This is a genomic window from Variovorax sp. GW821-FHT09D05, assembly GCF_059416325.1.
Genome location: NZ_JBWKOZ010000004.1, coordinates 372,539 through 396,254 on the forward strand (window position 1 = coordinate 372,539; position 23,716 = coordinate 396,254).

The 23,716-nt window shown below is 66.2% G+C and carries 20 protein-coding genes; 4 read left to right on the forward strand and 16 right to left on the reverse strand.

The window, feature by feature from the left end:
• Positions 1-105 precede the first annotated feature (105 nt).
• From ccsB to AC07O3_RS13030, 3 genes are all read right to left on the reverse strand, one after another.
• The gene (gene ccsB / locus AC07O3_RS13020; protein ID WP_307613782.1) at positions 106-1,422 is read right to left on the reverse strand and encodes a c-type cytochrome biogenesis protein CcsB; all 1,317 of its coding nucleotides are present in this window, start codon (positions 1,420-1,422) and stop codon (positions 106-108) included.
• Positions 1,419-3,590: a cytochrome c biogenesis protein ResB gene (locus AC07O3_RS13025; RefSeq protein ID WP_093075894.1), complete on the reverse strand. Its 2,172-nt coding sequence runs from the start codon at positions 3,588-3,590 to the stop codon at positions 1,419-1,421. The genes ccsB and AC07O3_RS13025 overlap by 4 nt, the downstream gene beginning before the upstream one ends.
• Positions 3,591-3,709: 119 nt before the next feature.
• Positions 3,710-4,390, reverse strand: coding sequence for a c-type cytochrome (locus tag AC07O3_RS13030; RefSeq protein WP_093075895.1), 681 nt, complete (start codon positions 4,388-4,390; stop codon positions 3,710-3,712).
• A gap of 72 nt (positions 4,391-4,462) precedes the next feature.
• Here AC07O3_RS13030 and yihA point away from each other — a divergent pair, with 72 nt between their 5' ends.
• Together yihA and AC07O3_RS13040 are read left to right on the forward strand one after the other, a co-directional pair.
• On the forward strand, positions 4,463-5,212 hold the full coding sequence (yihA, locus tag AC07O3_RS13035; RefSeq protein ID WP_093048504.1) for a ribosome biogenesis GTP-binding protein YihA/YsxC: 750 nt from the start codon (positions 4,463-4,465) through the stop codon (positions 5,210-5,212).
• An 85-nt stretch (positions 5,213-5,297) separates the two neighbouring features.
• On the forward strand, positions 5,298-6,212 hold the full coding sequence (locus AC07O3_RS13040; protein WP_495339489.1) for an alpha/beta fold hydrolase: 915 nt from the start codon (positions 5,298-5,300) through the stop codon (positions 6,210-6,212).
• Here the strand turns inward: AC07O3_RS13040 and AC07O3_RS13045 are convergent.
• Both AC07O3_RS13045 and AC07O3_RS13050 read right to left on the reverse strand, forming a co-directional pair.
• Positions 6,206-7,090: an LpxL/LpxP family acyltransferase gene (locus AC07O3_RS13045; protein ID WP_093048494.1), complete on the reverse strand. Its 885-nt coding sequence runs from the start codon at positions 7,088-7,090 to the stop codon at positions 6,206-6,208. The genes AC07O3_RS13040 and AC07O3_RS13045 overlap by 7 nt on opposite strands.
• On the reverse strand, positions 7,087-7,977 hold the full coding sequence (locus AC07O3_RS13050) for a lysophospholipid acyltransferase family protein (RefSeq protein WP_093048491.1): 891 nt from the start codon (positions 7,975-7,977) through the stop codon (positions 7,087-7,089). Before AC07O3_RS13050 ends, AC07O3_RS13045 begins: the two co-directional genes overlap by 4 nt.
• Before the next feature lie 216 nt (positions 7,978-8,193).
• Between AC07O3_RS13050 and metK the strand changes: the two genes are divergently transcribed.
• A complete protein-coding gene (gene metK, locus AC07O3_RS13055) occupies positions 8,194-9,378 on the forward strand; it encodes a methionine adenosyltransferase (protein WP_093172514.1) in 1,185 nt (394 codons plus the stop codon).
• Positions 9,379-9,399: 21 nt separating this feature from the next.
• On the opposite strand, the gene AC07O3_RS13060 is transcribed toward metK, so the two are convergent.
• The 4 genes from AC07O3_RS13060 to AC07O3_RS13075 form a co-directional block, all read right to left on the reverse strand.
• Positions 9,400-11,538 (reverse strand): TonB-dependent receptor domain-containing protein, encoded by a 2,139-nt coding sequence (locus AC07O3_RS13060; protein ID WP_495339490.1) that lies wholly within the window; start codon positions 11,536-11,538, stop codon positions 9,400-9,402.
• A gap of 63 nt (positions 11,539-11,601) precedes the next feature.
• Positions 11,602-11,799 (reverse strand): hypothetical protein, encoded by a 198-nt coding sequence (locus AC07O3_RS13065; protein ID WP_495339491.1) that lies wholly within the window; start codon positions 11,797-11,799, stop codon positions 11,602-11,604.
• Positions 11,796-12,992 (reverse strand): PepSY-associated TM helix domain-containing protein, encoded by a 1,197-nt coding sequence (locus AC07O3_RS13070; protein WP_495339492.1) that lies wholly within the window; start codon positions 12,990-12,992, stop codon positions 11,796-11,798. Before AC07O3_RS13070 ends, AC07O3_RS13065 begins: the two co-directional genes overlap by 4 nt.
• Positions 12,993-13,022: 30 nt before the next feature.
• Positions 13,023-15,098 carry a TonB-dependent siderophore receptor gene (locus tag AC07O3_RS13075; protein WP_495339493.1) on the reverse strand — a complete coding sequence of 692 codons (2,076 nt, stop codon included), beginning with the start codon at positions 15,096-15,098 and terminating at the stop codon, positions 13,023-13,025.
• A 182-nt stretch (positions 15,099-15,280) separates the two neighbouring features.
• On the opposite strand from AC07O3_RS13075, the gene AC07O3_RS13080 reads away from it, so the two are divergent.
• Complete coding sequence (locus AC07O3_RS13080; protein ID WP_495339494.1) at positions 15,281-16,882, forward strand: phospholipase D family protein; 1,602 nt, start codon at positions 15,281-15,283, stop codon at positions 16,880-16,882.
• 12 nt (positions 16,883-16,894) lie between these two features.
• On the opposite strand, the gene AC07O3_RS13085 is transcribed toward AC07O3_RS13080, so the two are convergent.
• From AC07O3_RS13085 to AC07O3_RS13115, 7 genes are all read right to left on the reverse strand, one after another.
• Positions 16,895-17,425, reverse strand: coding sequence for an RBBP9/YdeN family alpha/beta hydrolase (locus AC07O3_RS13085; RefSeq protein WP_495339495.1), 531 nt, complete (start codon positions 17,423-17,425; stop codon positions 16,895-16,897).
• Between the two features lie 117 nt (positions 17,426-17,542).
• Positions 17,543-18,535: a zinc-binding alcohol dehydrogenase family protein gene (locus AC07O3_RS13090; protein ID WP_495339496.1), complete on the reverse strand. Its 993-nt coding sequence runs from the start codon at positions 18,533-18,535 to the stop codon at positions 17,543-17,545.
• Between the two features lie 66 nt (positions 18,536-18,601).
• A complete protein-coding gene (gene hydA, locus AC07O3_RS13095) occupies positions 18,602-20,029 on the reverse strand; it encodes a dihydropyrimidinase (protein ID WP_495339497.1) in 1,428 nt (475 codons plus the stop codon).
• Between the two features lie 18 nt (positions 20,030-20,047).
• Complete coding sequence (locus tag AC07O3_RS13100) at positions 20,048-20,728, reverse strand: amino acid ABC transporter permease (protein ID WP_093048470.1); 681 nt, start codon at positions 20,726-20,728, stop codon at positions 20,048-20,050.
• Positions 20,729-20,750: 22 nt separating this feature from the next.
• A complete protein-coding gene (locus tag AC07O3_RS13105; protein WP_218137487.1) occupies positions 20,751-21,587 on the reverse strand; it encodes an ABC transporter substrate-binding protein in 837 nt (278 codons plus the stop codon).
• A 64-nt stretch (positions 21,588-21,651) separates the two neighbouring features.
• Positions 21,652-22,113, reverse strand: coding sequence for a MaoC family dehydratase (locus tag AC07O3_RS13110; protein ID WP_093075913.1), 462 nt, complete (start codon positions 22,111-22,113; stop codon positions 21,652-21,654).
• Entirely contained in the window at positions 22,110-23,711 is a 1,602-nt protein-coding gene (locus AC07O3_RS13115) for an acyl CoA:acetate/3-ketoacid CoA transferase (RefSeq protein ID WP_495339498.1), read from the reverse strand. Before AC07O3_RS13115 ends, AC07O3_RS13110 begins: the two co-directional genes overlap by 4 nt.
• Positions 23,712-23,716 lie beyond the last annotated feature (5 nt).

Genomic DNA, 23,716 nt, shown 5'->3' on the forward strand with positions numbered 1-23,716 from the left:
CGCGTGAATCGTTGTGCTCAGGGTAGTTCGTGACCAACCCTGATTTGGTTACGCGCCGTCGCGGCGCGCGGTTTCAATTCTTCGCGAAAGACCGCAAGCTTGCGTCTACAGCGTGCCGTAGCTGTGCAGCCCGCTCAGGAACATGTTCACGCCAAGGAAGGCGAAAGTGGTGACCGCCAGCCCGCCCAATGCCCACCAGGCCGCCACGGTGCCGCGCAGGCCCTTCACGAGCCGCATGTGCAGCCAGGCCGCGTAGTTGAGCCAGACGATCAGCGCCCAGGTTTCCTTCGGGTCCCAGCTCCAGTAGCCGCCCCAGGCATCGGCGGCCCACAGGGCGCCCAGTACGGTGGCGATGGTGAAGAAGGCGAAGCCGACGGTGATCGACTTGTACATGACGTCGTCGAGCACGTCGTTGGCCGGCAGGCGCGCCGCGATGCGCTTGCGCCCCAGCAGGATGCCCGCCGCGATCAGCGCCGAGATGCCTGCATAGACCACCCAGTAGCTGCCGCCAGCTTCCTGCACGCGCTGGCGGAACGCCACCGGCACGAAGCACAGCGCCACGCCCAGCAGCCAGATCGGCGTGAGCTTGTACCAGCGCGTCTCGTTGGCCTGCTCCTTGATGAGGTAGGCGAAGGCGACCATGGCCGACAGCGCGAAGGTGCCGTAGCCGATGAAGTTGGCCGGCACGTGCAGCTTCATCCACCAGCTCTGCAGCGCAGGCACCAGCGGCTGGATTTCATGCGCCTCGCGCACGATCGTGTACCAGAGCAGAAAGCCGACCGCTGCGCTGACGACCAGCATCACGAAGGCGCCGAGCGCGCGCGTGTTGTAGCGCTCTTCGAAGTAAAGGTAGAACGTGGCCGTCAGCCAGCAGAACAGCACGAACACTTCGTACAGGTTGCTGACCGGGATGTGGCCGATGTCCGGGCCGAGCAGGTGGCTTTCGTACCAGCGCACCATGGTGCCGATCAGCGCCATCGTCACTGCAGCCCAGGTCAGGCGCGAGCCGATCATGTCGAAAGCATCCGACTGCTTGCCGCCGAAGAAGCCGAGCCAGTAGAACAGCGTACCCATGAAGAACAGCACGCTCATCCAGAGGATGGCCGACTGGCTCGACAAAAAGTACTTGAGCCAGAACACCGTGTCGGCGCGCGCCAGGTCGCCCTGGTAGGACGCGATGGCCAGCAGCGACGCCGCGGCCACCACGACGGCCAGCACGCGCAGCGGCCGCCAGAACCAGCCGATGGAAATCATCGCGATCACCGCGGCGACGAGGATCGGCTTCTCGTAATAGTCCATCGACCCCGCATAGCGCGCGAACGCGAACAGGCCGCCGGCCAGCACCAGCGCCGCAAACACCCAGTCGAACAGGTTGCGGCGCGAGAGCCAGCTTTCATTGAGCGTGAGGGTCGTGGTGTTCATGGTGTCTCGGGTTCTGTCTTGTTCAGGGCGAGCAGCTTGTGCTTGAGGTGCTCGAATTCGCGGTCGCTGTCCATGGTCTTGCGATTGACCGAGAACGCCATCGTGGCCGCCGTGGCACCGTCGGTCCCGTTGCCATCGGGCGTCAGCCACACCCAGAGGCGCCGCTCACGGACGTACAGCATGGCAAAAATCCCGACGATCAGCAACAGACAGCCCAGATAGACGACGTTCTTGCCAGGGGCGCGCGCCACCTGGAACACGCTGGCCTGCACCTGGGTGAAGTCGGTCATCATCATCGCGACCGGGGCCGGGTAGAAGTGCGCGTCGCTGATGGCCAGCACGGCCTGGGTCAGGTAGGCCTGCGACTTCTCGTCGTTCGGCAGCGCGGCCAGGCCGGCGCCTTCGCGGCTCAGGTTGAGCACTTCGAACAGCACATCGTTCAGGATGCGCACCAGCACGCCGCCTGCGCGCTCGCGCTCGGCCTCGGGCACGTTGACTTCCATGAACTCTGCAATCGCCTGCCAGCCGCCTGCGGTGGTGGCGTCGGCCTTGGCACGCTCGCTGCCCGAGAACAGCGCCAGCGCGCGCGCGGCCGACACGCGCAGCTGCTCGGCCATTTCAGGACGCTTGGGGTCGGTCGCCTTGGCGATGTAGCGCTCGATGGCACGCGCGCGGGTGTCGGCGTCGCCGAGTGCGGCGCGCATGCGCACGAAACCATCCATCGAGCCCTGCTCGTCGGCCGGCACGCGCAGGTAGCGGAACGGGTCTTCGGGCTTCTCGCGCATGCCGAGCAGGAACACCGGCTGGCCGTCGCCGGTGTCGACCGGCACCATGTAGTTTTGATACTCGCGCGCCTGGCCGGCGGCATCGCGCAGCTTGTAGCCGATGCTCGGGCCGATGTTGCGCAGCACCTTCGGCTTGTTGGTCTTGTTGGCGGCGCCCAGGCGCGATTCGATGTCGTGGCGCAGGTCGACCTTGCGCACGTCGGCGCCGCTGCCCATGGCGCCGGCGTCGGCGAAGTTCTCGACGTTGATCACGCGCAGCGCGGCGTATTCGAGCGTGAGCTTGTCCTTGCCGTTGGTGATCTCGGTGCTCGGGCCGCCGATGATGCCTTCCACTTCGAAAGACTTGGCGGCGGCCGCCATCGGCACCGCCTTGAGCTTCACCTTGGAGCCGCCATCGTCGAAGCTCGACTGGTAGATCTCCACGCCCTTGTAGCTGGCCGGGTGGTTGACCTCGATGCGCGCGGGCACCTGCTCGCCGGTCTCGCGGTCGTGCAGCACCACCTCGCTCGCAAACAGCTTGGGCATGCCGGTCGAGTAGTAGTCGACGATGAACTTCTTCAGCTCGATGGAGAACGGCAGCTCCTGCAGCAGCACGCCGTCGGACTGGTTCAGGATGGCCACGCTGCCCTGCCCGCCCTCGGGCACGAGGATGTTGCCGCGGAAGGTCGGGTTGCTGGCGGACAGGCGGTGCTCCGGCGCCACGTCGGCGATCATGCCGCCGCCGGTGAACACGCTCTTGCCGTTGAACCAGGTCTGCGCGCGCACCACGAGGTCGCCGTCGAGCAGGCCGCCGATGCACACCAGCACGATCGCGCTGTGGGCCGCGATGTAGCCGAGCTTGTGCGCGCCGCCGGCGCGCGCCGCGACCATCCAGCCTGCGGAGGTCGGCCGGCTGCCATCGACGGCCTCGCGCTGCTGCAGCTTGACCTTCCAGCCGCCGCTCACCAGCAGCTGCCCGATGCGGTTGGCCGCTGCTTCGGGCGTTTCACCGAGCCGGTTCTCAGCACGCTGGCCGAAGGCCTTCAGGCTCTGCGCACGGATGTCTTCCTTGAAGGTCTTGAGGTCGACCAGGATGCGCGGCGTGTTGCGCGCAATGCACAGCGTGGTGCTGATCACGAGGAACAGCAGGATCAGCAGGAACCACCAGGCGCTGTAGATGGAGTCGAGCCGCGCCGCGCGGAACAGCTCGGCCCAGAACGGACCGAACTGGTTGATGTAGTTGTTGATCGGCTCGTGCTGCTTGAGCACGGTGCCGATGATCGACGCGATGCAGATGATGGTGAGCAGCGCGATCGCGAAGCGCATCGACGAAAACAGCTCCACCGCAGCGCGAAGCATGTGCGGGCCGCGATGAACGCGAAGGCCATGGGTGGAGACGGACATCGGGCGAAGGTAAGGGAAGAAGGGAAGAAAGCAAAAAGGCGGGCCATCCTGCTGGATCGGCCCGCCCTTTGTTTGGGGTTGTTGTCGGCGGTTAGTTCACGCTCTGGAGCGCATCGTCATCAGCGCAAGCCGGCGATGTAGTCCGCCACGGCGGCAATTTCGCGGTCGTTGAGCTTGGCAGCGACGCCTGTCATGGGGCCGCTGTTGGTACGCACGGGAGTGCCGTCGCCACGGAAGGCCTTGAGCTGGGCCACGGTGTAGTCGGCGTTCTGGCCGCCCAGGCGCGGGTATTGAGCGGGCAAGCCGGCGCCGTTGGGGCTGTGGCAGCCGGCGCAGGCGGGGATGGAGCGCTCACCGATACCGCCGCGGTAGATCTTCTCGCCCAAGGCCACGGTGTCCTTGCTCTTCGAGAAGCCGGTCTTGACCTTCTTCGAGGCCACGAACCAGGCGATGTCGCGCATGTCCTGGTCGCTGAGGTTCGCGGCCATGGGACTCATGACGCTGTTCTTGCGCTTGCCGGACTTGAAGTCTTCCAGCTGCTTGAGGATGTATTCGGGATGCTGTTGCGCCAGCTTGGGGTTGGCCGCGATGGTCGAGTTGCCGTCGGCGTTGTGGCACGAGGCGCAGCTCTGCACTGTTGGAGTGCTCGCATTGAACAGCGTGTCCCCCTTGGCGGGGTCCGGTTTGGCCGGTTTTGCAGGCGCCGCGGCCGGAGCAGCCGCGTGTTCATCGGCTGCAAAACTCGCGCTGGATGCGATGCCCACGAGGGCTGCAAGCAGAATATTGGCAAACAACTTCATATCGGGGGCTTCGAATTTATGGCGCAAAACTTCACGATTCTACAATGTGGGTCTTGTTTCGAAAGTCCGTAGATGCCCTCCCCGCGCGCCAAGCCCGCTGCCTATCCTCCCCGCGCGGCCCCCGCCGCGGACCCCCAGGTCGCTGAACGCGAGCGCGTTGCGCTCGGCTGGCTGCACACCGCCCACTTCCTCACTAGCGCCCCCCAGCTGGAGCATCTGCCCCCAGTCGACCTGCCCGAGATCGCCTTCGTCGGCCGCTCCAACGCAGGCAAGTCGACCGCCATCAACACCCTCACCCAGCAGACGCGCCTGGCGTTCGCCTCCAAGACGCCTGGCCGCACCCAGCACATCAACCTGTTCGGCATCGGCAAGCAGAAGGTCGACGACGCGGTGCTGGCCGACCTGCCCGGCTACGGCTATGCGGCCGTTCCGCGCGAAGCCAAGCTGCGCTGGCAGCGCGTGATGGGCAACTACCTGATGACGCGCGAGAGCCTGCGCGGCGTGGTGCTGATGTGCGACCCGCGCCACGGCCTGACCGAGCTCGACGAGATCCTGCTCGACGTGATCCGCCCGCGCGTGGAACAGGGCCTCAAGTTCCTCGTGCTGCTGACCAAGTCCGACAAGCTCACGCGCAGCGAGGCCGCCAAGGTGCTGTCCATTACGCGACTGAACGCCGGCGGCGGCGAGGTGAAACTGTTCTCGGCTTTGAAGAAGCAGGGCGTTGGCGAAGCAGCCGAACTGCTGTGGCGCTGGGTGCATCCGGATGGGGCTGCCGCACCGGCAACGCCATCGGAGCCACCGGCGGAGCCAGAAGAGGCCTGATCACAAAACAGGCTGTACCGACCGTCCCATCTGCGCAGTTCACTATCAAAACAATAGCGACAGTCAACCCAAGGAGACAAGAAGCATGATCGAGACCTTCCAACGCAGCCTGCCCAACGGCACCACCCTGAGCTGCCGCGCCGCCGGCAAGCCGGGCCAGCCGCTGATGGTGTTCCTCCACGGCTTCCCCGAGGCCGCGTTCATCTGGGACGAGCTGCTCGACTACTTCGCGGACCCCGCCCACGGCGGCTACCGCTGCGTGGCGCCCAACCTGCGCGGCTTCGAAAAGTCGAGCGCGCCGACGGAAGTAGCGGCCTACAAGGCTCACCTGCTGATTCAGGACATCCAGCAACTCGTCGCGACCGAAAGCGCCGATGGCACCATGGCTGCGCTGGTGGCCCACGACTGGGGCGGCGCCTTTGCCTGGGGCTATGCCAACGCATTCCCGCAGCAGGTCGGCAAGCTGGTCATCATCAATTCGCCGCACCCAGGCACCTTCACCCGCGAACTGCGCAACAGCCCGGAGCAGCAGCAAGCCAGCGCCTACATGAACTTCCTCGCGCGCCCCGACGCCGAGGGGCTGCTCGCGGCCGACGACTTCAAGCGCATGTGGCCCTTCTTCCTGCTGATGAAGGCCGGCCCGGACGGCTTCGGCTGGCTCACCGAAGAAGTGAAGCAGAAGTACCGCGAAGTCTGGAGTGCGGGCCTCACGGGTGCCTGCAACCTCTACCGCGTGACGCCGATGAAGCCGCCGCTGCCGGGCCAGACCATCGATGGCATCCCCGTGCTGCCGCGCGAACGGCTCACGGTGGACGTGCCGACCTTCGTGTTCTGGGCGCTCGACGACGCGGCGCTGCTGCCCGGGCTGCTCGAAGGGCTGGAAGACTATGTGCCGAAGCTCGAGGTGAAAAAGGTGCCGAACGCGACCCACTGGATCGTGCACGAGCAACCACAGCTGGTCGCCCGCGAGATCGAAGGCTTCCTGCAGCGCGCTCAGTAAATAGGAGCCTCGCCCTCCGGGCGGGTCTTGAACCGCCGATGCACCCAGTAGTACTGGGCAGGCATCGTGTCGATGTAACCCTGCAGCCGCGTGTTCATGAGCGTGGTGTCGGCCTCGACGTCGTCGGTCGGAAAGTTCTGCCAGGTCGGCAGGATCTCGATCTCGTAGCCCCCGGGCGTGAGCTTCGACACCACCGGCACCACCTTGGCCTTGCCCAGCCGCGCGAATCGCGACAGCGAGGGCACCGTGGCCGCCTGCACGCCGTAGAACGGCACGAAGATGGTCTGGTCGCGCCCGAAGTCCATGTCGGGCAGCAGGTACAGCAGGCCGCCCTTGCGCAGGCCCTGCAGCACCGGCTTGATGCCGTCCACCCGGTTGAGTGCCGCCACGTCGCCGAAGCGGGTGCGGCCTTCGCGGATCCAGGCGTCGACCATCGGGTCGCGCTGGGTCGTGTAGATGGTGGCCGAGGGGCGCGCCGTGTGCATGGTCAGCGCGGTGGCCGCGGCGTCGAGGCCGTAGAAATGCGGCGCGAACAGGATCATCGGCTCGTCGCCGTCGGCGATCTCGCGGATCTCCGAAGCGGCCCCGACCACCTTGAGCCGGCTCGCCACCACCTTTTCGGGCGCATGCCATAGCCAGCTGCGGTCCAGCCAGGACTGCGCCACGTAGACGAAGGTCTCGCGCGCGATGGCGCGCCGCTCGGCCTCCGATTTCTCGGGGAAGCACACCGCCAGATTGGTATCGACCACGCGCCGCCGCGGCACGGCGACGGTGTGAAGGATGCGGCCGAGAAACGCGCCGAAGCCGCGCACGAGCGGCAACGGCAGCGGCGCGATCACGCGCATGAAGCCGATGCCGAGTCGGGAACCGAGGCTCATGCGGCCTCCCCGGCGGCAGCAGCCACGCGCTCGGCGCGCGGCTCCTTGTAACGGGCGTAGTCCCACACGTACTGGCCCGGCAGGCTGTGGATCAGCCGGCCGATGGCGTCGTTCATGGCCGCGGCCGCGTCCTCGATGGAAGCCGACGGGTCGGTCAGCGCCGTGCCGACGATGGGTTCGAAGCGGATCACGTAGCCCGCGCCGTTCGGCAGGCGCTCGCACACGCTCAGGAAGCAGGCCGCGCCGGTCTGTTGCGCGAGGCGGGGAAGCAAGGTCATGGTGTAGGCCGGGCGCCCCAGGAACGGCGCCCATACGCCCTGCCCCAACGGCGGCACCTGGTCAGGCAGGATGCCGGTGTAGCCACCGCCGCGCAGCGTGCGGATCAGGCCGCGCACGCCGCTGTTGTTGGTGGGCAGCGTCTGCAGGCCGGGCCGGTCGCGCGAGCCGGCGGCGATCAGGTCGGCCATCCATTTCTTGCGCGCGGGGCGAAACAGCGCCGTGATCGGCCCGTAGGCCGCGAGAAAGCGCTCGCCGATGGCCTGGCCGCACATCTCCCAGCTGCCGAGATGCGGCGCCACCAGGATCACGCCCTTTTTGGCCTGCATGGCCGCCTCGAAGGCCTCGACGCCCTCCCAGCGCACCACACGGTGCAGCACGGTCTGGCCCTGAGGGCGCAGCCAGAGCCAGGGCAGCTCGGAAGCCATCTTGCCGGCGGCGGCAATGGCGGGACGGTACTGGTCGGGGGCGAAGCCCGCGCTCTCGGCGTTGGCCTTGAAGCGGCGGCGGTAGTCCGGCGCGCTCCACCAGACCAGCCAGCCCAGCATGGCGCCGAGTCGATGCATCAACGGCATCGGCACGCGGGCAAGCAGGCGGAACAGGGTGATCATTGAAAACGGGAGGGGGTCAAAAAACGGACGCGCGCGCATGGTATTGCGCGGCTCGAATAGAATGCAAATTGTCGCCGAGTTACGGAACAACTTGCAGGGCGACAAACACAAGCGCGAAGCGATTGTGCCCCCGCCGATTCATCGGCATCTGCTAAAGCGTTCGCCATGGCTCCGCAGAGTTGGCAACGCGCCAACCACTTCAAGGAGTTTGAACAAATGGCGAACGATTTCCTCTTCACTTCCGAATCGGTTTCCGAAGGCCACCCCGACAAGGTAGCCGACCAGATCTCGGATGCCATCCTGGACGCGATCTTCGAGCAGGACCCCCGCAGCCGCGTGGCCGCCGAGACGCTGACCAACACCGGCCTGGTCGTGCTAGCTGGCGAAATCACGACCAACGCGCACGTCGACTACATCCAGGTGGCGCGCGACACCATCAAGCGCATCGGCTACGACAACACCGAGTACGGCATCGACTACAAGGGTTGCGCCGTGATGGTCTGCTACGACAAGCAGTCCAACGACATCGCCCAGGGCGTGGACCATGCCAGCGACGACCACCTGAACACCGGCGCCGGCGACCAGGGCCTGATGTTCGGCTACGCCTGCGACGAAACGCCCGAGCTGATGCCCGCGCCCATCTACTACGCGCACCGCCTCGTCGAGCGCCAGGCCCAGCTGCGCAAGGACGGCCGCCTGCCCTTCCTGCGCCCCGACGCCAAGAGCCAGGTCACGATGCGCTACGTGGACGGCAAGCCGCACAGCATCGACACCGTGGTGCTCTCCACCCAGCACAGCCCCGACCAGAGCGAAACCTCGACCAAGATGAAGGCCTCGTTCAACGAAGCCATCATCGAGGAGATCATCAAGCCCGTGCTGCCCAAGGAATGGCTCAAGGACACGCGCTACCTGATCAACCCGACCGGCCGCTTCGTCATCGGCGGCCCGCAGGGCGACTGCGGCCTCACTGGCCGCAAGATCATCGTGGACACCTACGGCGGCGCCTGCCCGCACGGCGGTGGCGCGTTCTCGGGCAAGGACCCGTCGAAGGTCGACCGCTCGGCCGCCTACGCTGCGCGCTACGTGGCCAAGAACATCGTGGCCGCGGGCATCGCGCGCCAGTGCCAGATCCAGGTGGCGTACGCCATCGGCGTGGCCGAGCCGATGAACATCACGGTCTACACCGAAGGCACGGGCGTGATCCCCGACGAAAAAATCGCAGCCCTCGTGCGCGAACACTTCGACCTGCGTCCGAAGGGCATCATCCAGATGCTCGACCTGCTGCGCCCGATCTACCAGAAGACCGCCGCCTACGGCCACTTCGGCCGTGAAGAGCCCGAGTTCACCTGGGAAGCGACGACGCAGGCGCCCGCACTGCGCGCAGCTGCCGGCCTCAAGTAAGAAGCAAGAAACGGCGGTGGGTCAGAAGCGGTAAGCGCCGCTCAAACCCACCGTCCAATTGCGGCCCGGCGCAGGCTCGTAATAGCGCGCATTGCCCTCGTTGACGATGACCGAGCCCACGTAGCGCCGGTCGAACAGGTTGTCGACACGCGCGAAGGCGTTGAACTCCCAACGCTCCCATTTCTTCAGATAGCCCGCATACACCGCCGCGACGGCATAGCCCGGCGCGCTCGCGGTGTTGACGTCGTTGGCCTGCATTCGGCCCAGCGCACGCATCTCGACACCGGCACGCCAGCCCTCGGGCGGCACCCAGCCCAGCGATGCAAACAGCGACTGCCGTGCAATGCCCGGAATGCGATTGCCCGCTGCCACGGTGTTCGCAGCCGCGCACGGAGACGGTGAACAGAAGGCATCGCGATACGTCGCGTCCAGCCACGTGTAGGCCAGCTGCGTGCGCCAGTGATTCGCAGTCTCGTGCTGCCAGCCCAGCTCGAAGCCGTTGCGCCTGGTGCGGCCCGCGTTCTGGAAAGTGGCGCGGCCGCCGACGTTGGTGTCCGTGACGATCTCGTCGCGCGTGCGGGTCTGGAACAGCGCCGCCGTCAGCAGGCCGCCCGCAAGCCGCGCCTTGGCCCCGACCTCGATGCTGTCGTTCACCGAAGGCCGCAGCGCGAAGTTGAGCCCGCTCGCACCGTTCGCCCGATAGGAGAGTTCGTTCAGCGTCGGCGTCTCGAAGCCACGCCCGATGGAGCCGTACAGCGCCAGGTCCGGAGTCGCCTGGTAGCGCAGCGAAGCCACGGGCAAGGTCTTGCTGTAGCGCGCGCTGCCACTGTCGTCGCGGTTCGCGCCCACGATGTAGCGGTCCTGCGAGTTGAAATGCACGCTGCTGCGACGCACGCCTGCTTCGAGCGTCCAGCGGTCGGTAAAGCGCCAGGTAGCTTGCGCGTAAGGATCGAGGTTCCAGGCTTCGTTGAGCTCGTTGCGCCTGAGCCGCCCCTGCACGCCGAGCACCGGCGCTGAAACCGGCCCGAGGTAGTTCTCATAGCCACGCCGCTTTTCGCGCAGGCTGTCGTAGGCCAGGCCCGCCACCACGTCGAGTGGCCGGTCGGCCAGCGTAAGCGCGGCGTTCCAGCGCAAGTCAACGCCGCCGTACTGCCGCGACAGGTCGATCACGCCGCCCGCGTGCAGCGGGCTCTGCTGCGCAGATGGCGGGATCGACTGGAACTGCGTGGTCTTGCGCTCGCCGCCGTAGACCATGAGGCGCAGCCCCTGCTGCGCGTTGATGCGGTGCTCGTAGAGCAGACCGGCCTGCGTCTGCTCCACCGTCTTGCGGGTGTCGTATTGCGTGGCCAGCGGGGCGTTGCGCGGTGCCAGGGCGTACTGGTCGGCCGTGAGGCCCAGCGGATCCTGCGCGTCGATGCGCACGCTGTTGAAGATCAGCGTCAGCTTGTCGCCGTTGTCCAGCGCGATGCCGAGCTTGCCGTTGGCAATGTCGCGCCGCGCCGCGCTGTGCTCGCGCCAGCCGTCGGTGTGGAAGCGACTCGCGTCGAGCAGATAGTCCACCGCCCCCTGCGATCCGCTCAGTTGCAGCGACTGCCGCCAGGTGCCGAAGCTGCCACCCGCGAGCGAGTACGCCAACCGCGGCGCGCCCTCGCCCGAAGCGGTGAATGCCTGCACCACGCCACCCGACGAGTTGCCATACAGCGCCGAGAACGGCCCGCGCAGCACTTCGACCCGGTCCAGCGAGCCGATGTCGATGTTCGAAGTCTGCCCCTGGCCATCGGGCAAGGTCGCGGGAATGCCATCGACATACAGCCGCACGCCACGCACGCCGAAGGTCGAGCGCGCGCCGAAGCCGCGGATGGACAGCTGCAGGTCCTGCGCGTAGTTCAGCCGGTTCTGCACCTGCAGCCCCGGCACCGCTCCGAGGCTTTCGGAGAGATTGACCTGCAGGCGGCTGTCGCGCATCTCGTCGCCATCGACGCGGTCTACCGAGCCTGGCACGTTGAAAGGCGCGACTTCGCCGCGTGGCGTGGAGACAGTGATCTCGCGCAGACGCGCGCCGCTGGTGTCAGGATCGGCCGATGGCTCCTGCTGGGCCTGCGCGGCCAGCGGAACACCCAGCAAGAGAAGGCAGGCGGCGGCAACGGGCGCAGGTTTCATCGCGCCGATTCTGCTTCGGCGCACCAGCTACGCGTGTCGCGGTGGCGCGACTCTCAGGGAAAACTAGTGCTCCGGCGCCTTGCGCCAGCCATACCAGGCGCCCACCACGCACGGAATGCCCAGTGCGATCCAGGCCAGGATGTCGCCCAGCCCGCCATCGCTGAAGAGTGCCGAGATCAGCCCGAAGGTGGTCAGCAGGCCGAGCACGATCGGCCAGCCCCACATGCGCCAGAAGCTTTGATGATGTTGATGCGGCTTCATGCCTGAACCTTCATCGCCGGAGCCGGCTCGCCCTGCGGGGCGGCGGGCGGCACATGCTGCTCATGCGCCGCAGCCGTCTTCTTGCTGGACGCGGGCACCGGGTTGCCCCGCTTGAGCCACAGATACAGCCCGCTGCCCAGCACGATGATGGTCGCTATGTCGAGCAGCGCCCAGATGATCTGCATCGGCATGCCGCCGTAGTCGCCGAAGTGCAGCGGCTGCGACACCAGCAGCGCCCAGAGGTACCAGGGCAGCTTCGGCGACGCGGTCACCTGCGCCGTCTTGGCGTCGACCAGCACCGGCTGGAAGAGCTTCGAAGTGAAGGGCTCGTTGCCGCGCAGGAAGAAGGTGGTGTGGTGCGGGCTCGAGAACGACGTGCCCGGGAACGCGATGAACGACAGCTTCGTGCCGGGCGCCTTCTGCATCGCGGCGTCCATCGAGCGCTGCACCGAGCCGCGTTCGTTCACCGCCACGATGGGCTCGTTCTTGTAAGGGGTGAGAAGTGCGCTGAGCTGGTCGTATTGCCAGTACTTGATGAGCAGGTCGGCCCACGTGTTGATCATGCCGGTGGCGCCCACCACGAACACCCACACCAGCGTGACGATGCCCAGCAGGTTGTGCAGGTCGAGCCACTTCAGTCGTGGCCGCTTCTCGCGCCGCACCGTGCCGAAGTCGAGCTTGCGCATGAAGGGCGAATACAGCACCACGCCCGAGACGACGGCCACCAGCAGCAGCAGGCCCATGAAGCCGAGGAACAGCTTGCCCGGCAGCCCGGCAAAGAGGTCGACGTGCAGCTTGAACATCACGTACATGAAGCCTTCGTCGAACTTGGGCTGCGCGAGCACCTCGCCCGTGCGCGCATCGACCGCGACCGACTTGAAGTCGTCCGTGGCTTCCGGCGTGGGCGTGAGCGTGACAAACCACAGGCCGTCGTCGTCCTCGGGCTGCGAGGCGAACTGCACCACGCGGTCGGGGTGCTTCGCCTTCGCGATGTCGAGCACGCGATCGAGGCTGATGTGCGGCGTGCCCACCGGCATCTTTGGCGCCTCGACCTCGGTGCCGAGCAGGTGGCCGATCTCGTGGTGGAAGATCAGCGGCAGCCCCGTGATGCACAGCAGCAGCATGAACACCGTGCACACGAGGCTGCTCCACTTGTGCACCCAGGCCCAGGTCTTGATCTTTCGGCTGTTCATGTCGTGGTGGCTCTGATGGAGAAAGGGATTCTAGAAACGGTAGGTGGCGCTGGCGACGATGTTGCGGCGCGAGCCGTACCAGCAGTCACCACGCGACAGGCAGGTGCTGAAGTAGACCTTGTCCGTCACGTTGTTGATGTTGAGCGCATAGCGCCAGGCGGCGGTTTCGTAGGCGAACACGAGATCGGCCAGCGCAACGCCCGGTATGCGCGGGCCCACGCCCGACTGCATGTCGCGGAACGAACTCATCATGCGCAGCCCGGCGCCGGCCGAGAAGCCGCTCACGCCGCCGACCGAGAACTTGTACTTGGCCCAGACGCTAGCCTGGTGCTTGGGCAGGCCCTCGATCAGCGCATCGGCGTCTGTGTAGTTGTAGTGGGCGATCAGGTCGAGGTTCGGGCCGATTGAGCCCTTGGCTTCCAGCTCCACGCCGCGGGTCTTGGTTTCGCCGAGCTGCGTGAACACCTTGGGCTGCGGCTCGCTGATCTGGTTCTTCTCGCGCAGGTCGTACACCGCAGCGCTGAAGGCCAGGGCGCGGTCCTTGGGCTCGTATTTCACGCCCACTTCCCATTGCTCGCCGCGCAGCGGACTGAAGATGCGGCCTTCGCGCGCAGCCTGCGGCGTGAACGACTCGCTGTAGCTCAGGTACGGCGACCAGCCCGAGGGCGAGGCGTACATCAGGCCGAAGCGCTTGGTGGTGGCGCTGCTTTTCTCGTCGTTGCTGCCCGCAGCTCTGGACACGGCCCTGTCGTGCCGAAGGCCCGTCACGAAGATCCAGTTATCGAGCTTGATCTGGTCCTGCAGATAGACGCCCGTCTGGCGCTGGCGGGTGCGCGGCCGTGCGTCGCGCACAGGCTCGTCGAGATGGCCGTAGACCGGCGCATAGACGTCGATGGTGTCGAAGGTCGTGCCGACCCAGACGTTCTCGCGCTGGCGTGCGAAGTCCGCACCCACGAGCAGCGTGTGCTTCAGGGCGCCGGTCTGGAAGTGGCCCTCGACGTGGTTGTCGAGCGTCTGCGTGCGGTTGCGCGTGAGCGAGCTGTCGTAGTAGCGGCCCAGCACGCGCTTGAAGATCGGGTCGGTGGCATCCCAGCTTTCGGCCCCCGCGAACGCGCCGCCGTAGTGGTAGCGGTTGTCGTTTTCGTTGCGCGCGTAGCGGAAGTTCTGGCGCAGCGTCCAGCTGTCGTTGAACTTGTGCTCGAACTGCCAGCCGAAGGTCTTGCGCTCGCTGTCGTAGTAGTCGCCCGGTTCGCCGATGAAGCGGCTGCTTGGAAGACGTCCGTTCGGGTTCGGCAGCAAGGTGCCCTCCCAGGGCAGGAACTGCGAGCTGCTGCCGCTCTTGTCCTTCTGCCAGAGGCCTTGCAGCGTCAGCGAGGTCATGGCGTTGGGCCGCCAGGTCAGCGAAGGCGCGATCACGCTGCGGTCGTCGGGCACGTAGTCGACCTGCGTGCCGGACTTGCGCTGCAGCGCGATCAGGCGGTACGACAGGGAGCCGTCAGCGTTCAGCGGGCCGGTGAGGTCGGCCTGGATCTGCTTGCGGCCGAAGCTGCCGAACTGCACGCCCACTTCGCGCTGGGCCTCCTGCAGCGGCCGCTTGCTGACCATGTTGACCACGCCGGCGGCCGTGCCGGCACCGAACAGCATGCCCGAGGGGCCGCGCAGCACTTCGAGCCGCTCCAGCGTGTAGGGCTCGGTGCGGGTGGTGCTGGTGTAGTAGCCGTAGGCTTGGCGCAGGCCGTCGAGGTAGACGTCGGGGTAAGCGCCTCGCACCCGCACGGAATCGGTTCGCGAATCGAGGCCGTAGGCGTCGGAGCGCACGCCGGCCGCGTAGTTGAGCGCGTCCTGCACATTGATCGCGCCCTGGTCGACCATCTGGTCGCGCGTGATCACGGTCACGGACTGGGGCGTTTCCGACAGCGGCGTGTCGGTCTTGGTGGCGGTGACCGCATTTTTCGCGCGGTAGCCGATCACCGGCGTGGTCGCCGTCTCGGCTTCGGCATTCGCGTCGACCCGCACTTCGGGCAGCGAGCCCGCATTCGTCGTCTGGGCCAGCACCTGGTGCTGTGTGGAAATCGCCAGGCACCCCATCAGCACCAACCTCTTCATTCCTGCTCCACTCCTCGAAATTTTGATTAATACGAACGATTCGCATTTTAGTCGTGACAAATTTCCGCTTCCTCCAATCACCGCCCTGAGTGAAGGGCGTTGCGTTGCGAAATTGCGTCTTCGGGTTAGGGGTGAACCGGCTACGATGCCGCCCGCACGCTTCCCGTGCGTTGGCAGCCCTCATGCTCAAGCTCATTGCCTTTCTGTTTCCCGCGCTGCGCGGTCCGGCTTTGCGGCTGATGGTCCTTGCGACTGCCATTGCGCTGACCGGCTGCGCCGGCCTCCCGCCGCGCACGCCCGAACCGCCGACGCTGGCCATTGCGGCCTCGCCCGCCACCGAGCTCGGCCGCGCGGCCGTCAGCCTCAATTCCCCGCCCGACGGCCTGACCAGCATGCGGCCGCTGATCGAAGCCTCCTTCGCGCTCGATGCACGGCTGGAGCTGATGCGGCGCGCCAAGTCGTCGCTCGACATCCAGACCTACCAGCTCGGCAACGACAAGACCGGTCGGCTGCTGCTGCGCGAAATGCGCAATGCCGCCCGGCGCGGCGTGCGCGTGCGGCTGCTGCTCGACGACTTCTACACAGCCGGCATGGACCGCCTGCTGCTGGGCCTGGCCGCCGAGCCCAATGCCGAGATCCGGCTGTTCAACCCCTTCGTGAATGCGCGCGACCATTCGTCGGGGCGCTGGCTGGAGTTCTTCTCCGACTTCAGGCGGCTCAACCACCGCATGCACAACAAGCTGTTCGTGGCCGACGGCGCCATGGCCATCGCGGGCGGCCGCAACCTGGCCGATGAATACTTCCTGCGCAGCGAGAGCGCGAACTTCATCGATTTCGAGGTGCTGCTGGCCGGCCCGGTGGTCCCCGAGTCCGCCGCCATCTTCGACACCTACTGGAACAGCGACGTGGTCTACCCCCTGCAAAGGGTGGCCAGCACCAGCCGCACGCCGCAGCAGCTCAAAACCGACTTCGAGGAAGCGACCTTCCCCACCCACGCGCCGCCGCCCGACCCGCTGGCCGCCACCGACCTGCTCGGCGACCCGCCACTGGCCGCCCAGCTCGCCAACATCGACGAGGCCAAGTGGATGCGCGCCGAGGCCCATGCCTCCGCCGACAGCCCCAACAAGGCACTGGGCGTCATGGCGCATCCCACGGAATCGCTGGCGCAGCGCTTTCACGAAATGCTGGCCACGGCCCAGTCGAACGTAGTGGTGATCTCGCCCTACTTCATTCCCGGTGACGAGGGCATGGAACGCATCCGCATGGGCCGCGACCACGGCGTGAACATCACCGTCATCACCAACTCGCTGGCCGACAGCGACGAGCCACTGGTCAACATCAACTACAACCGCTACCGCGTCGACATGCTCAAGCTGGGCGTGAACCTGTACGAGGTCAGCACCCAGCAACTGCGGCGCAGCGGCCAGTTCCGCGACCTGCTCAAGAAGGCGCGCGGCCGCCTGCACGCCAAGCTGGCACTGGTCGACCGGCAGTGGGTGCTGCTCGGCTCGATGAACCTCGACCCGCGTTCCGCCCGACTGAACACCGAGTTCGGCGTGCGCGTGCGCAGCTTCGACCTGACACAGGCACTGCTCTTCGCCTACCAGCTCGACGACATCGAGGGCGTCTACCGCGTCACGCTCAAGCCCGATGGCCAGAACGTGCAATGGGTCGGCACGGGCGACGTCGACAACGAGGTGCTCGACAGCGAGCCGGACTCGAGCATGCTGACACGGCTGCAGCTGCTGCTGTTCTCGTGGTTCGTGCCCACGGACCAGCTGTAGGCAGCGCCCGGTTCAGAGCAAGCGCTGCAGCAGGCGGTAGCCCTCGGGCCAGTCGCCGAGGCCGCTTGCAGCGTTGATGTGCCCACGCGCTCCCACCTCGACTAACTCACTGCCCCAGGCGCGTGCGCGCTCGCTCGCGTAAGCCGTGCTGCCATACGGATCGTCATTGCTGGCGACCACGATGCTCGGGAACGGCAGCCGGGCGGACGGCAGCGGCTCGAACCCCAGCGACGTTTCCGCCGGATAGGCAGCCGCCTGAGGGTCGGGGACTGCGACGAGCAATGCGCCTCGAATCCGGGGCGTGCACCGCATCGCCCAATGCACCACGGCCAGGCAGCCCAGGCTGTGCGCCACGACCACGAGATCGCTACCCAACCCACCAGCCTGCTGCTCCAGCGCCGAGACCCAGTCGTCGCAAACCGCCCGATCCCAGTCATCGACCTGCAGTCGCCGCCATTGCGGCCGAGTCGATTGCCACAAGCTCTGCCAATGCGCAGGGCCTGAATTGCCGTGCCCAGGCACGACAAAGACTGGATTTTTCATTCGCGGTTCTCCCGTTGAGCGATGCGCTTCAGTCTATGAAGCGCGACACCTCAGCCGGAAGAGCAAGGCATTCGAAGGCGCAGCCGAAAACCTTCAAGTCATCGGCAATGCGGTCTGCTACACAACCACCACCAGCTTGCCGGCCGCGCTGTTGCTCTCCATCTTCGTGTGGGCTTCGACGACCTCGTCGAAGCCGTACACATGGTCGATGGGCACGCTGAGCTTGCCCGCGCTCACGCCGTCGAGAAAGTCCTGAAGCACCGAGGCAGGCAGGTCGGAGGCATCGCCGGAGTACGCGCAAAGCCGCACGAGGTTCTTCAGGTAGCCGATCGGATAGAAGTCCTTGACCAGCCACTCGTTCGACAGCATTCCGGTGAAGCAGACGACGCCCCTGGGCCGAACCGCCCGCAAGGTGTCGGGCAACGCAGGCGTGCCGACCAACTCCAGTGCGAGATCCACGCCACCCGGCAGGATCTTCCGGACCTGCGAAGCCACATCGCCGTCATCGACGATCACGTGGTCGACCCCGGCAGCCGTGAGCACATCCCGCTTTGCAGCGTTGCGCGTTGTCGAGAAGACCACGAGGCCGCGCTGCCTGGCCAGGATGGCAGTCGCCAGGCCAACCGACGAAGTCCCGCCCCGCACCAGGATCGATTGGCCAGGTTGCGCATCGAGCGCGCTGACCAGCGAGCCATAGGCCGTCTGCAGCATCTCGGGCACGGCGCCGAGTGTGCTCCAGGGAAGCGTGCTCTTGAACGGAATCACCTGGCTGGCCGGCACGCAGGTGTATTCGGCATAGCCGCCGTCGTAGGTGCGCCCCATGTTCCCCATCACCGCAACCACTTGCTGGTCGACCGCGAACTCGCCTCCGGGGCATTCGGCGACCTGCCCGCAGGCTTCGATGCCGAGCACCCGGGGAAATGTCACGCCTTCCGCCAGCCCCAGCCGCGTATGAAGCTCTGATCGATTGAGCCCGAACGCGCGGACCTTGATGAGCACCTGCCCCTTGAGCGGCGTCGGTATGGGCAGCTCGCGATAGTGGAGCGCTTCGGGCGGCCCGGGCGCGTCCAGCACGATGGCTCGCATGGTCTTGTTCGCGGATTCGCTCATCGTCTTCTCCTGCGATGGCATCGAAGGCGCCACCGCGTTGCAGTGGCGCATCTTATTGGTTTGATCTCAACGACGCCTGGGCATCAACGTCGGCACACCGCAGGCCAGCAGTTCGCCGCGCCCCTGGTGCGAATGAAAGCTGCTGCCGTCCCACACCACCTCGCCGCGGCTCAGCGTCACGCCCGGCCAGGCCTTCAGCCGCATGCCTTCGTAGGGCGTGTAGTCGACCTCATGGTGCAGCTGCTCGTTCTTCAGCACGAAGTCGCATTCGTCCCAGATCACGATGTCTGCATCGGAACCCACCGCGATCGTTCCCTTGCGCGGATGCAGACCGTAGGCCTTGGCCGGGCCCGTGGCCGTGAGTTCGACAAAACGGTTGGCCGTCATCCGGCCCGAGAGCACGCCTTCGGACCACAGCAGCGGCATGCGCGTCTCGATGCCCGGAATGCCATTGGGTATATGGCGGAATGCGACCTCTTCGCCACCGGGCTTCTTGCCCTCCGGTGCGTCGTATTTGAACGGTGCATGGTCCGACGAGAACACGGTGAAGAGCCCGTCGTTGAGTCCGTCCCAGATCACCTGCTGGTTGGCCTTGTCGCGCGGCGGTGGGCTGCACACGCACTTCGCGCCCTTGTAGCTGTCGTCGATGCCCAGGTCTTCAGCGGTGAGGAACAGGTACTGCGGGCAGGTCTCGGCAAACACGTTCAGGCCGTGCGCGCGCGCCCAGCGGATCTGCTCGACGGCCTCGCGGCCCGACACGTGCACGATCAGGATCGGCACATCGACCAGTTCGGCCAGCGCAATGGCGCGGTGCGTCGCCTCGCGCTCCACCAGCATCGGCCGCGCATGCGCGTGAAAGCGCGGCGCGGTGCGGCCTGCGGCCTTGAGACGCTTGGTCAGCCACTCGATGCAGTCGGAGTTCTCGGCATGCAGCATCGCCATTGCGCCGTGTTCACGCGCCACCGCCAGCACGTCGAGGATCTGGCCGTCGTCGAGCTTCATGTCGTCGTAGGTCATGTAGATCTTGAAAGACGTGAAGCCTTCCTTGATCAGCGCCGGCAACTCTTCCTTCAGCACCGTGGGCGTCGGGTCGCTCACGATCAGGTGGAAGGCGTAGTCGACGTGGGCCTTGCCGGCGGCGCGGCCACGATAGTCCTCGACCGCAGCGCGCAGCGACTGGCCCTTCTGCTGCGCGGCGAACGGAATCACGGTCGTCGTGCCTCCGCAAGCCGCCGAACGCGTGCCGGTGTCGAAGTCGTCGGCGTTGCGCGTGGGCGGCGGCATCGGCTGGTCGAGATGGCAGTGGGCATCCACGCCGCCGGGCGTCACGGTGCGGCCTGCCGCGTCGATCTCGCGCGCGGCGGGGCCGAGCTTCGCCCCAAGCTGCACGATGCGCCCTTCGCTGATGCCGATATCGCAATCGAAGGTGTCTGAAGCGGTAACGACGCGCGCATTGCGCACGACAAGGTCGAAGTCGGAGGTTGAAGTGGACATGGTTCAGATGAATCCGGTTCAGGCCGCGCCACGCGCAGCCGCATAGCCCCTGCCGTAGTGGCGCTCCAGCCGCACCTGCACACGGTCCCAGAGCGTGGTCAGCACCAGGTAGAAGCAGGCCGCGACGCAATAGAGTTCGAGCACTTCGAATTTTTCCTGCATGAGCACCTGGGCGCGGCGCATCAGCTCTTCCATCGAGATCACCGACGCCAGCGAGGTTGCCTTGAGCAGCCCGTTCACCGAATTGCCCAGTGGCGGAATGATCACCCGCAAAACCTGCGGCAGGGTCACCAGCCGCAAGGTCGCGAAGCGCGAAAGGCTCAACGCCTTGGCCGCTTCGATCTGCCCCTTCGCGATGGCGGAGAAGCCGCCGCGAATGGTCTCCGACAGGTACGCCGCTTCGTTCAGGCTCAGCGCCAGCACCGCGGAGGTCAACACGTCGAAGCGAAGGCCCAGCTGCGGCAGCCCGGTGTAGATGATGACGATCTGCACCAGCAGCGGCGTGCCGCGAAACACCCAGATGTAGAAGCGCGCCGGCGCCGACAACAATCGATGCGAAGACATGCTGCCCAGCGCCAGTGGCAGCGCCAGGGCCAGGCCGATCACGATGGTCGCGATGGTCAGTCCGATCGTGATGCCCACGCCCCCGAGGAGGAACGGGTTGACGAAGTAGGACAGAAAGGCATCGAAATTGAACACGGCCGGACCCTCTTCAACCTGCTTACTTCGGCGACGGGCCGGGGCCGCGGATCGCGAACTTCGTGGTGTCCTTCAGGCGCGTCATGCGGAACTTGTCGAACAGCTTGTCGTAGGTGCCGTCTGCCTTCAGGTCGGTCAGGGCCTGCGCAACGGCTTCGGCAACCGCGCGATCGCGGAACGACAGCGTGATGTCGGTGCCGTAGAGGCCGCTCGCGCGGATCTTGACGATGCCGCGCTCCTCGAAGGCAATGGCCGTCTCGTCGATGTTGATGCCCGCTTCCAGCTGGCCGGCGCGCAGCGCGGCGGTGGTTTCGGAGGCCGTTGCAAAGGTGCGGAAGTCGATAGGCGCCATGCCCTTGGCGACCATGGCCGCATTCGATTCGCGCGACTTGCGCTCGGCATACGTACCGGTCTCGATGCCGACGACATGCCCTGAGAGGTCTTCGAACTTGGTCAGCGCGAGCTTGCTGTTCGGCACGGTGTAGATGCTCATCGACTGCTGGCCGTACGGCACCTGGAACATGAGCTTGGAGCGCTCCTCGGTCCAGAACAGGCCGGTGTTGATCACGTCGAAGCGGCCGGCCTGCAGCGCGGGCACCATCGGCGGCATATCCATGCGCATGAAGACGGGCTCGAGGCACAGCTGCTTCGCGACGGCACGGCCGAGCTCGATATTGAGCCCCTGCAGTTCGCCCTTGCTGTCGACGAACTGCTGCGGCGGCAGTGTCGGGTTGGTGGACATCTGGAGCTTGCCGGGCGCGGTCAGGTGTTCGGCGGAGACTTTGGGTGTGCAGGTCTGGGCAAGGACCGAGCCGCTCAGCACGAGGCCGACGATGAAACCCAGGGATAGTTTGATCATGTGCATGAGATGCTTTCGTTGAAGACAGGGAAGGAAAGAAAGAGAAGAACTCGGGCAATCGAAGTCAGGCCGCCTGGGTCGCTTGTCGACATGCAACCAGCGCCACGTGCACGGCTTCGATCACGGGCTCCGCGCGCTGGTTGACGAGCTGCAGGCTCTCGGTCACCACGCCGCGGCCACCGCGCGACGAAAGACGTTTGTCGGTGAAGCGGAACACCACGTGCACCGCATCCCCTGCAACAACAGGTCGCAAGAACCGGACCTGATCCCAACCGAGCGAAGCGATGGAACTGTTCTCGTAAATCTTCAATGCGGTCTTCAGCCCCTCCATCAGCGAGAGACCGAACAGCCCGTGCGCAATGACGCCCGGAAAGCCGCGCGACTGCGCGTAGTCCGCATCGGTATGCAATGGATGGTGGTCGTGTGTGAGATCGCAGAAGCGGCCGATGTCATCGGCACTCACGACGTGGCTTTCGCTGCGCAGTTCTGCGCCGATCACCACGTCTTCGAAATACACATCACTCATGCCCGCTCTCCTTGCGCCGCGTTGCCAGCGTGGCGTGGTGCCTTCGCAATGAACTCGTCGTGCACGCCCATGGGGCCGTTGCGGAAGATGCGTGCGTCCATGGTGCGCAGTTGCTCGCTGACGCGCACCTCGAAGCCGATCTTCTCGAGCACGTCTTCCTTCAGTCGCACGCCTGGTGCGATCTCGGTGAGCACGAGCCCGTCGGCTTCGAGTTCGAACACGGCGCGGTCGGTCACGAAGCTCACTTGCTGGCCTCGCTCTCGCGCGAGCCGCCCCGAGAAGCTGATCTGGTCGACCGCCGGCACGAACTTCTTGAATGCACCGTCGCGGCGGATCCTGAGTTCGCCGTCGGCCACGCCGATGTCGAAGTCGCCCCCAGTGAGCGAACCGTTGAACACCAGGCGCTGCGTGTTCTGCGTGATGTTGATGAAGCCGCCCGCACCGTCGTAGCGCTTGCCGAAGCGCGTGACGTTGACGTTGCCTTGCGGATCGACCTGCGCGAACGAAAGAAACGCACAGCTCAGGCCGCCACCGTCGTAGAAGTCGAACTGGTACGACTGGTCGAGGATCGCGCGCGGGTTGACCGAAGTGCCGAACTCGCGCGCATGACCGGGCACGCCACCGACCACGCCCGACTCGACCGTGAGCGTGATGAGGTCGGCAATACCTTCTTCCGAGGCCACGTTGGGAATCATCGCGGAGATGCCCACGCCGAGGTTCACCACGTCGCGCGGGCGCAGCTCGAAGGCCGCGCGCCTTGCCACCACGCGGCGCACGTCGAGCGGGTCTGGCGCGATGCTCGAAGCGGGCACCACGATCTCGCCGCAGCGCGCCGGGTCGTAGCGCGTGGTGTAGGTCTGCATCTGCTCGGGCTCGACCACGAAGTGATCGATCAGGAAGCCCGGAATCTTCACCATGTGCGGATGCAGCGTGCCGCGCTTGACGATGCGCTTGACCTGGCAGATGACGATGCCACCGGCGTTGTGCACGGCCTGCGCCATCGAGAGGTCTTCGCGCGCGGTGGCTTCGTGCTCCATGCTCACGTAGCCGTCTTCGTCGGCCGAGGTGCCGCGGATGAGCGCCACGTTCGGCACGCCGGGCGCGCGGTAGAACAGCCAGTCGCGGTCGGCCACGTGCACCAGTTCGACCAGCGCCTCGGTGGTGCGGGCATTCATGCGGCCGCCGTCCTGGCGCGGGTCCATGTAGGTTTCGAGGCCCACGTGCGTGAGCACGCCGGGCTGGCGGCCCGCCATCGCGCGGCACAGGTGCGTCATCACGCCCTGCGGGAAGTTGTAGGCCTCCACGTCCTGCGCGAGGATCATCTTCATGAACGGCAGCTGCATGCCGAAGTTGCCGCCGATCACGCGCCGCACCAGGCCCGGGTGCGCGAAATGGCACATGCCTTTCTCGGTGAGCGCGCCCACGCCGGTAACGTGGAACAGCGTGAGGTCGTGCGGGCCGTCGCCGGCCGTGAAGCGCCGCTCGATGGCTTCGAACACGGCTTCGGGCACGCCCGAGCCGCCGTTGCCGCCGGCCAGCACCATGTCGCCATCGCGCAGCAGCGCGGCGGCGGCGTCGGGGGTGATGCAGTCGATCATGGCTG

Excerpts from the sequence above, each read along its gene's own strand:
- AC07O3_RS13105 (WP_218137487.1), bottom strand. The coding sequence starts at position 21,587 with ATGATCAAACTATCCCTGGGTTTCATCGTCGGCCTCGTGCTGAGCGGC.
- AC07O3_RS13050 (WP_093048491.1), bottom strand. The coding sequence starts at position 7,977 with ATGATCACCCTGTTCCGCCTGCTTGCCCGCGTGCCGATGCCGTTGATG.
- AC07O3_RS13090 (WP_495339496.1), bottom strand. The coding sequence starts at position 18,535 with ATGAGCGAATCCGCGAACAAGACCATGCGAGCCATCGTGCTGGACGCG.
- AC07O3_RS13110 (WP_093075913.1), bottom strand. The coding sequence starts at position 22,113 with ATGAGTGATGTGTATTTCGAAGACGTGGTGATCGGCGCAGAACTGCGC.
- AC07O3_RS13080 (WP_495339494.1), top strand. The coding sequence starts at position 15,281 with ATGCTCAAGCTCATTGCCTTTCTGTTTCCCGCGCTGCGCGGTCCGGCT.
- yihA (WP_093048504.1), top strand. The coding sequence starts at position 4,463 with ATGCCCTCCCCGCGCGCCAAGCCCGCTGCCTATCCTCCCCGCGCGGCC.
- AC07O3_RS13045 (WP_093048494.1), bottom strand. The coding sequence starts at position 7,090 with ATGAGCCTCGGTTCCCGACTCGGCATCGGCTTCATGCGCGTGATCGCG.
- ccsB (WP_307613782.1), bottom strand. The coding sequence starts at position 1,422 with ATGAACACCACGACCCTCACGCTCAATGAAAGCTGGCTCTCGCGCCGC.
- hydA (WP_495339497.1), bottom strand. The coding sequence starts at position 20,029 with ATGTCCACTTCAACCTCCGACTTCGACCTTGTCGTGCGCAATGCGCGC.
- metK (WP_093172514.1), top strand. The coding sequence starts at position 8,194 with ATGGCGAACGATTTCCTCTTCACTTCCGAATCGGTTTCCGAAGGCCAC.
- AC07O3_RS13070 (WP_495339492.1), bottom strand. The coding sequence starts at position 12,992 with ATGAACAGCCGAAAGATCAAGACCTGGGCCTGGGTGCACAAGTGGAGC.
- AC07O3_RS13075 (WP_495339493.1), bottom strand. The coding sequence starts at position 15,098 with ATGAAGAGGTTGGTGCTGATGGGGTGCCTGGCGATTTCCACACAGCAC.
- AC07O3_RS13085 (WP_495339495.1), bottom strand. The coding sequence starts at position 17,425 with ATGAAAAATCCAGTCTTTGTCGTGCCTGGGCACGGCAATTCAGGCCCT.
- AC07O3_RS13060 (WP_495339490.1), bottom strand. The coding sequence starts at position 11,538 with ATGAAACCTGCGCCCGTTGCCGCCGCCTGCCTTCTCTTGCTGGGTGTT.
- AC07O3_RS13115 (WP_495339498.1), bottom strand. The coding sequence starts at position 23,711 with ATGATCGACTGCATCACCCCCGACGCCGCCGCCGCGCTGCTGCGCGAT.
- AC07O3_RS13030 (WP_093075895.1), bottom strand. The coding sequence starts at position 4,390 with ATGAAGTTGTTTGCCAATATTCTGCTTGCAGCCCTCGTGGGCATCGCA.
- AC07O3_RS13040 (WP_495339489.1), top strand. The coding sequence starts at position 5,298 with ATGATCGAGACCTTCCAACGCAGCCTGCCCAACGGCACCACCCTGAGC.
- AC07O3_RS13025 (WP_093075894.1), bottom strand. The coding sequence starts at position 3,590 with ATGTCCGTCTCCACCCATGGCCTTCGCGTTCATCGCGGCCCGCACATG.
- AC07O3_RS13065 (WP_495339491.1), bottom strand. The coding sequence starts at position 11,799 with ATGAAGCCGCATCAACATCATCAAAGCTTCTGGCGCATGTGGGGCTGG.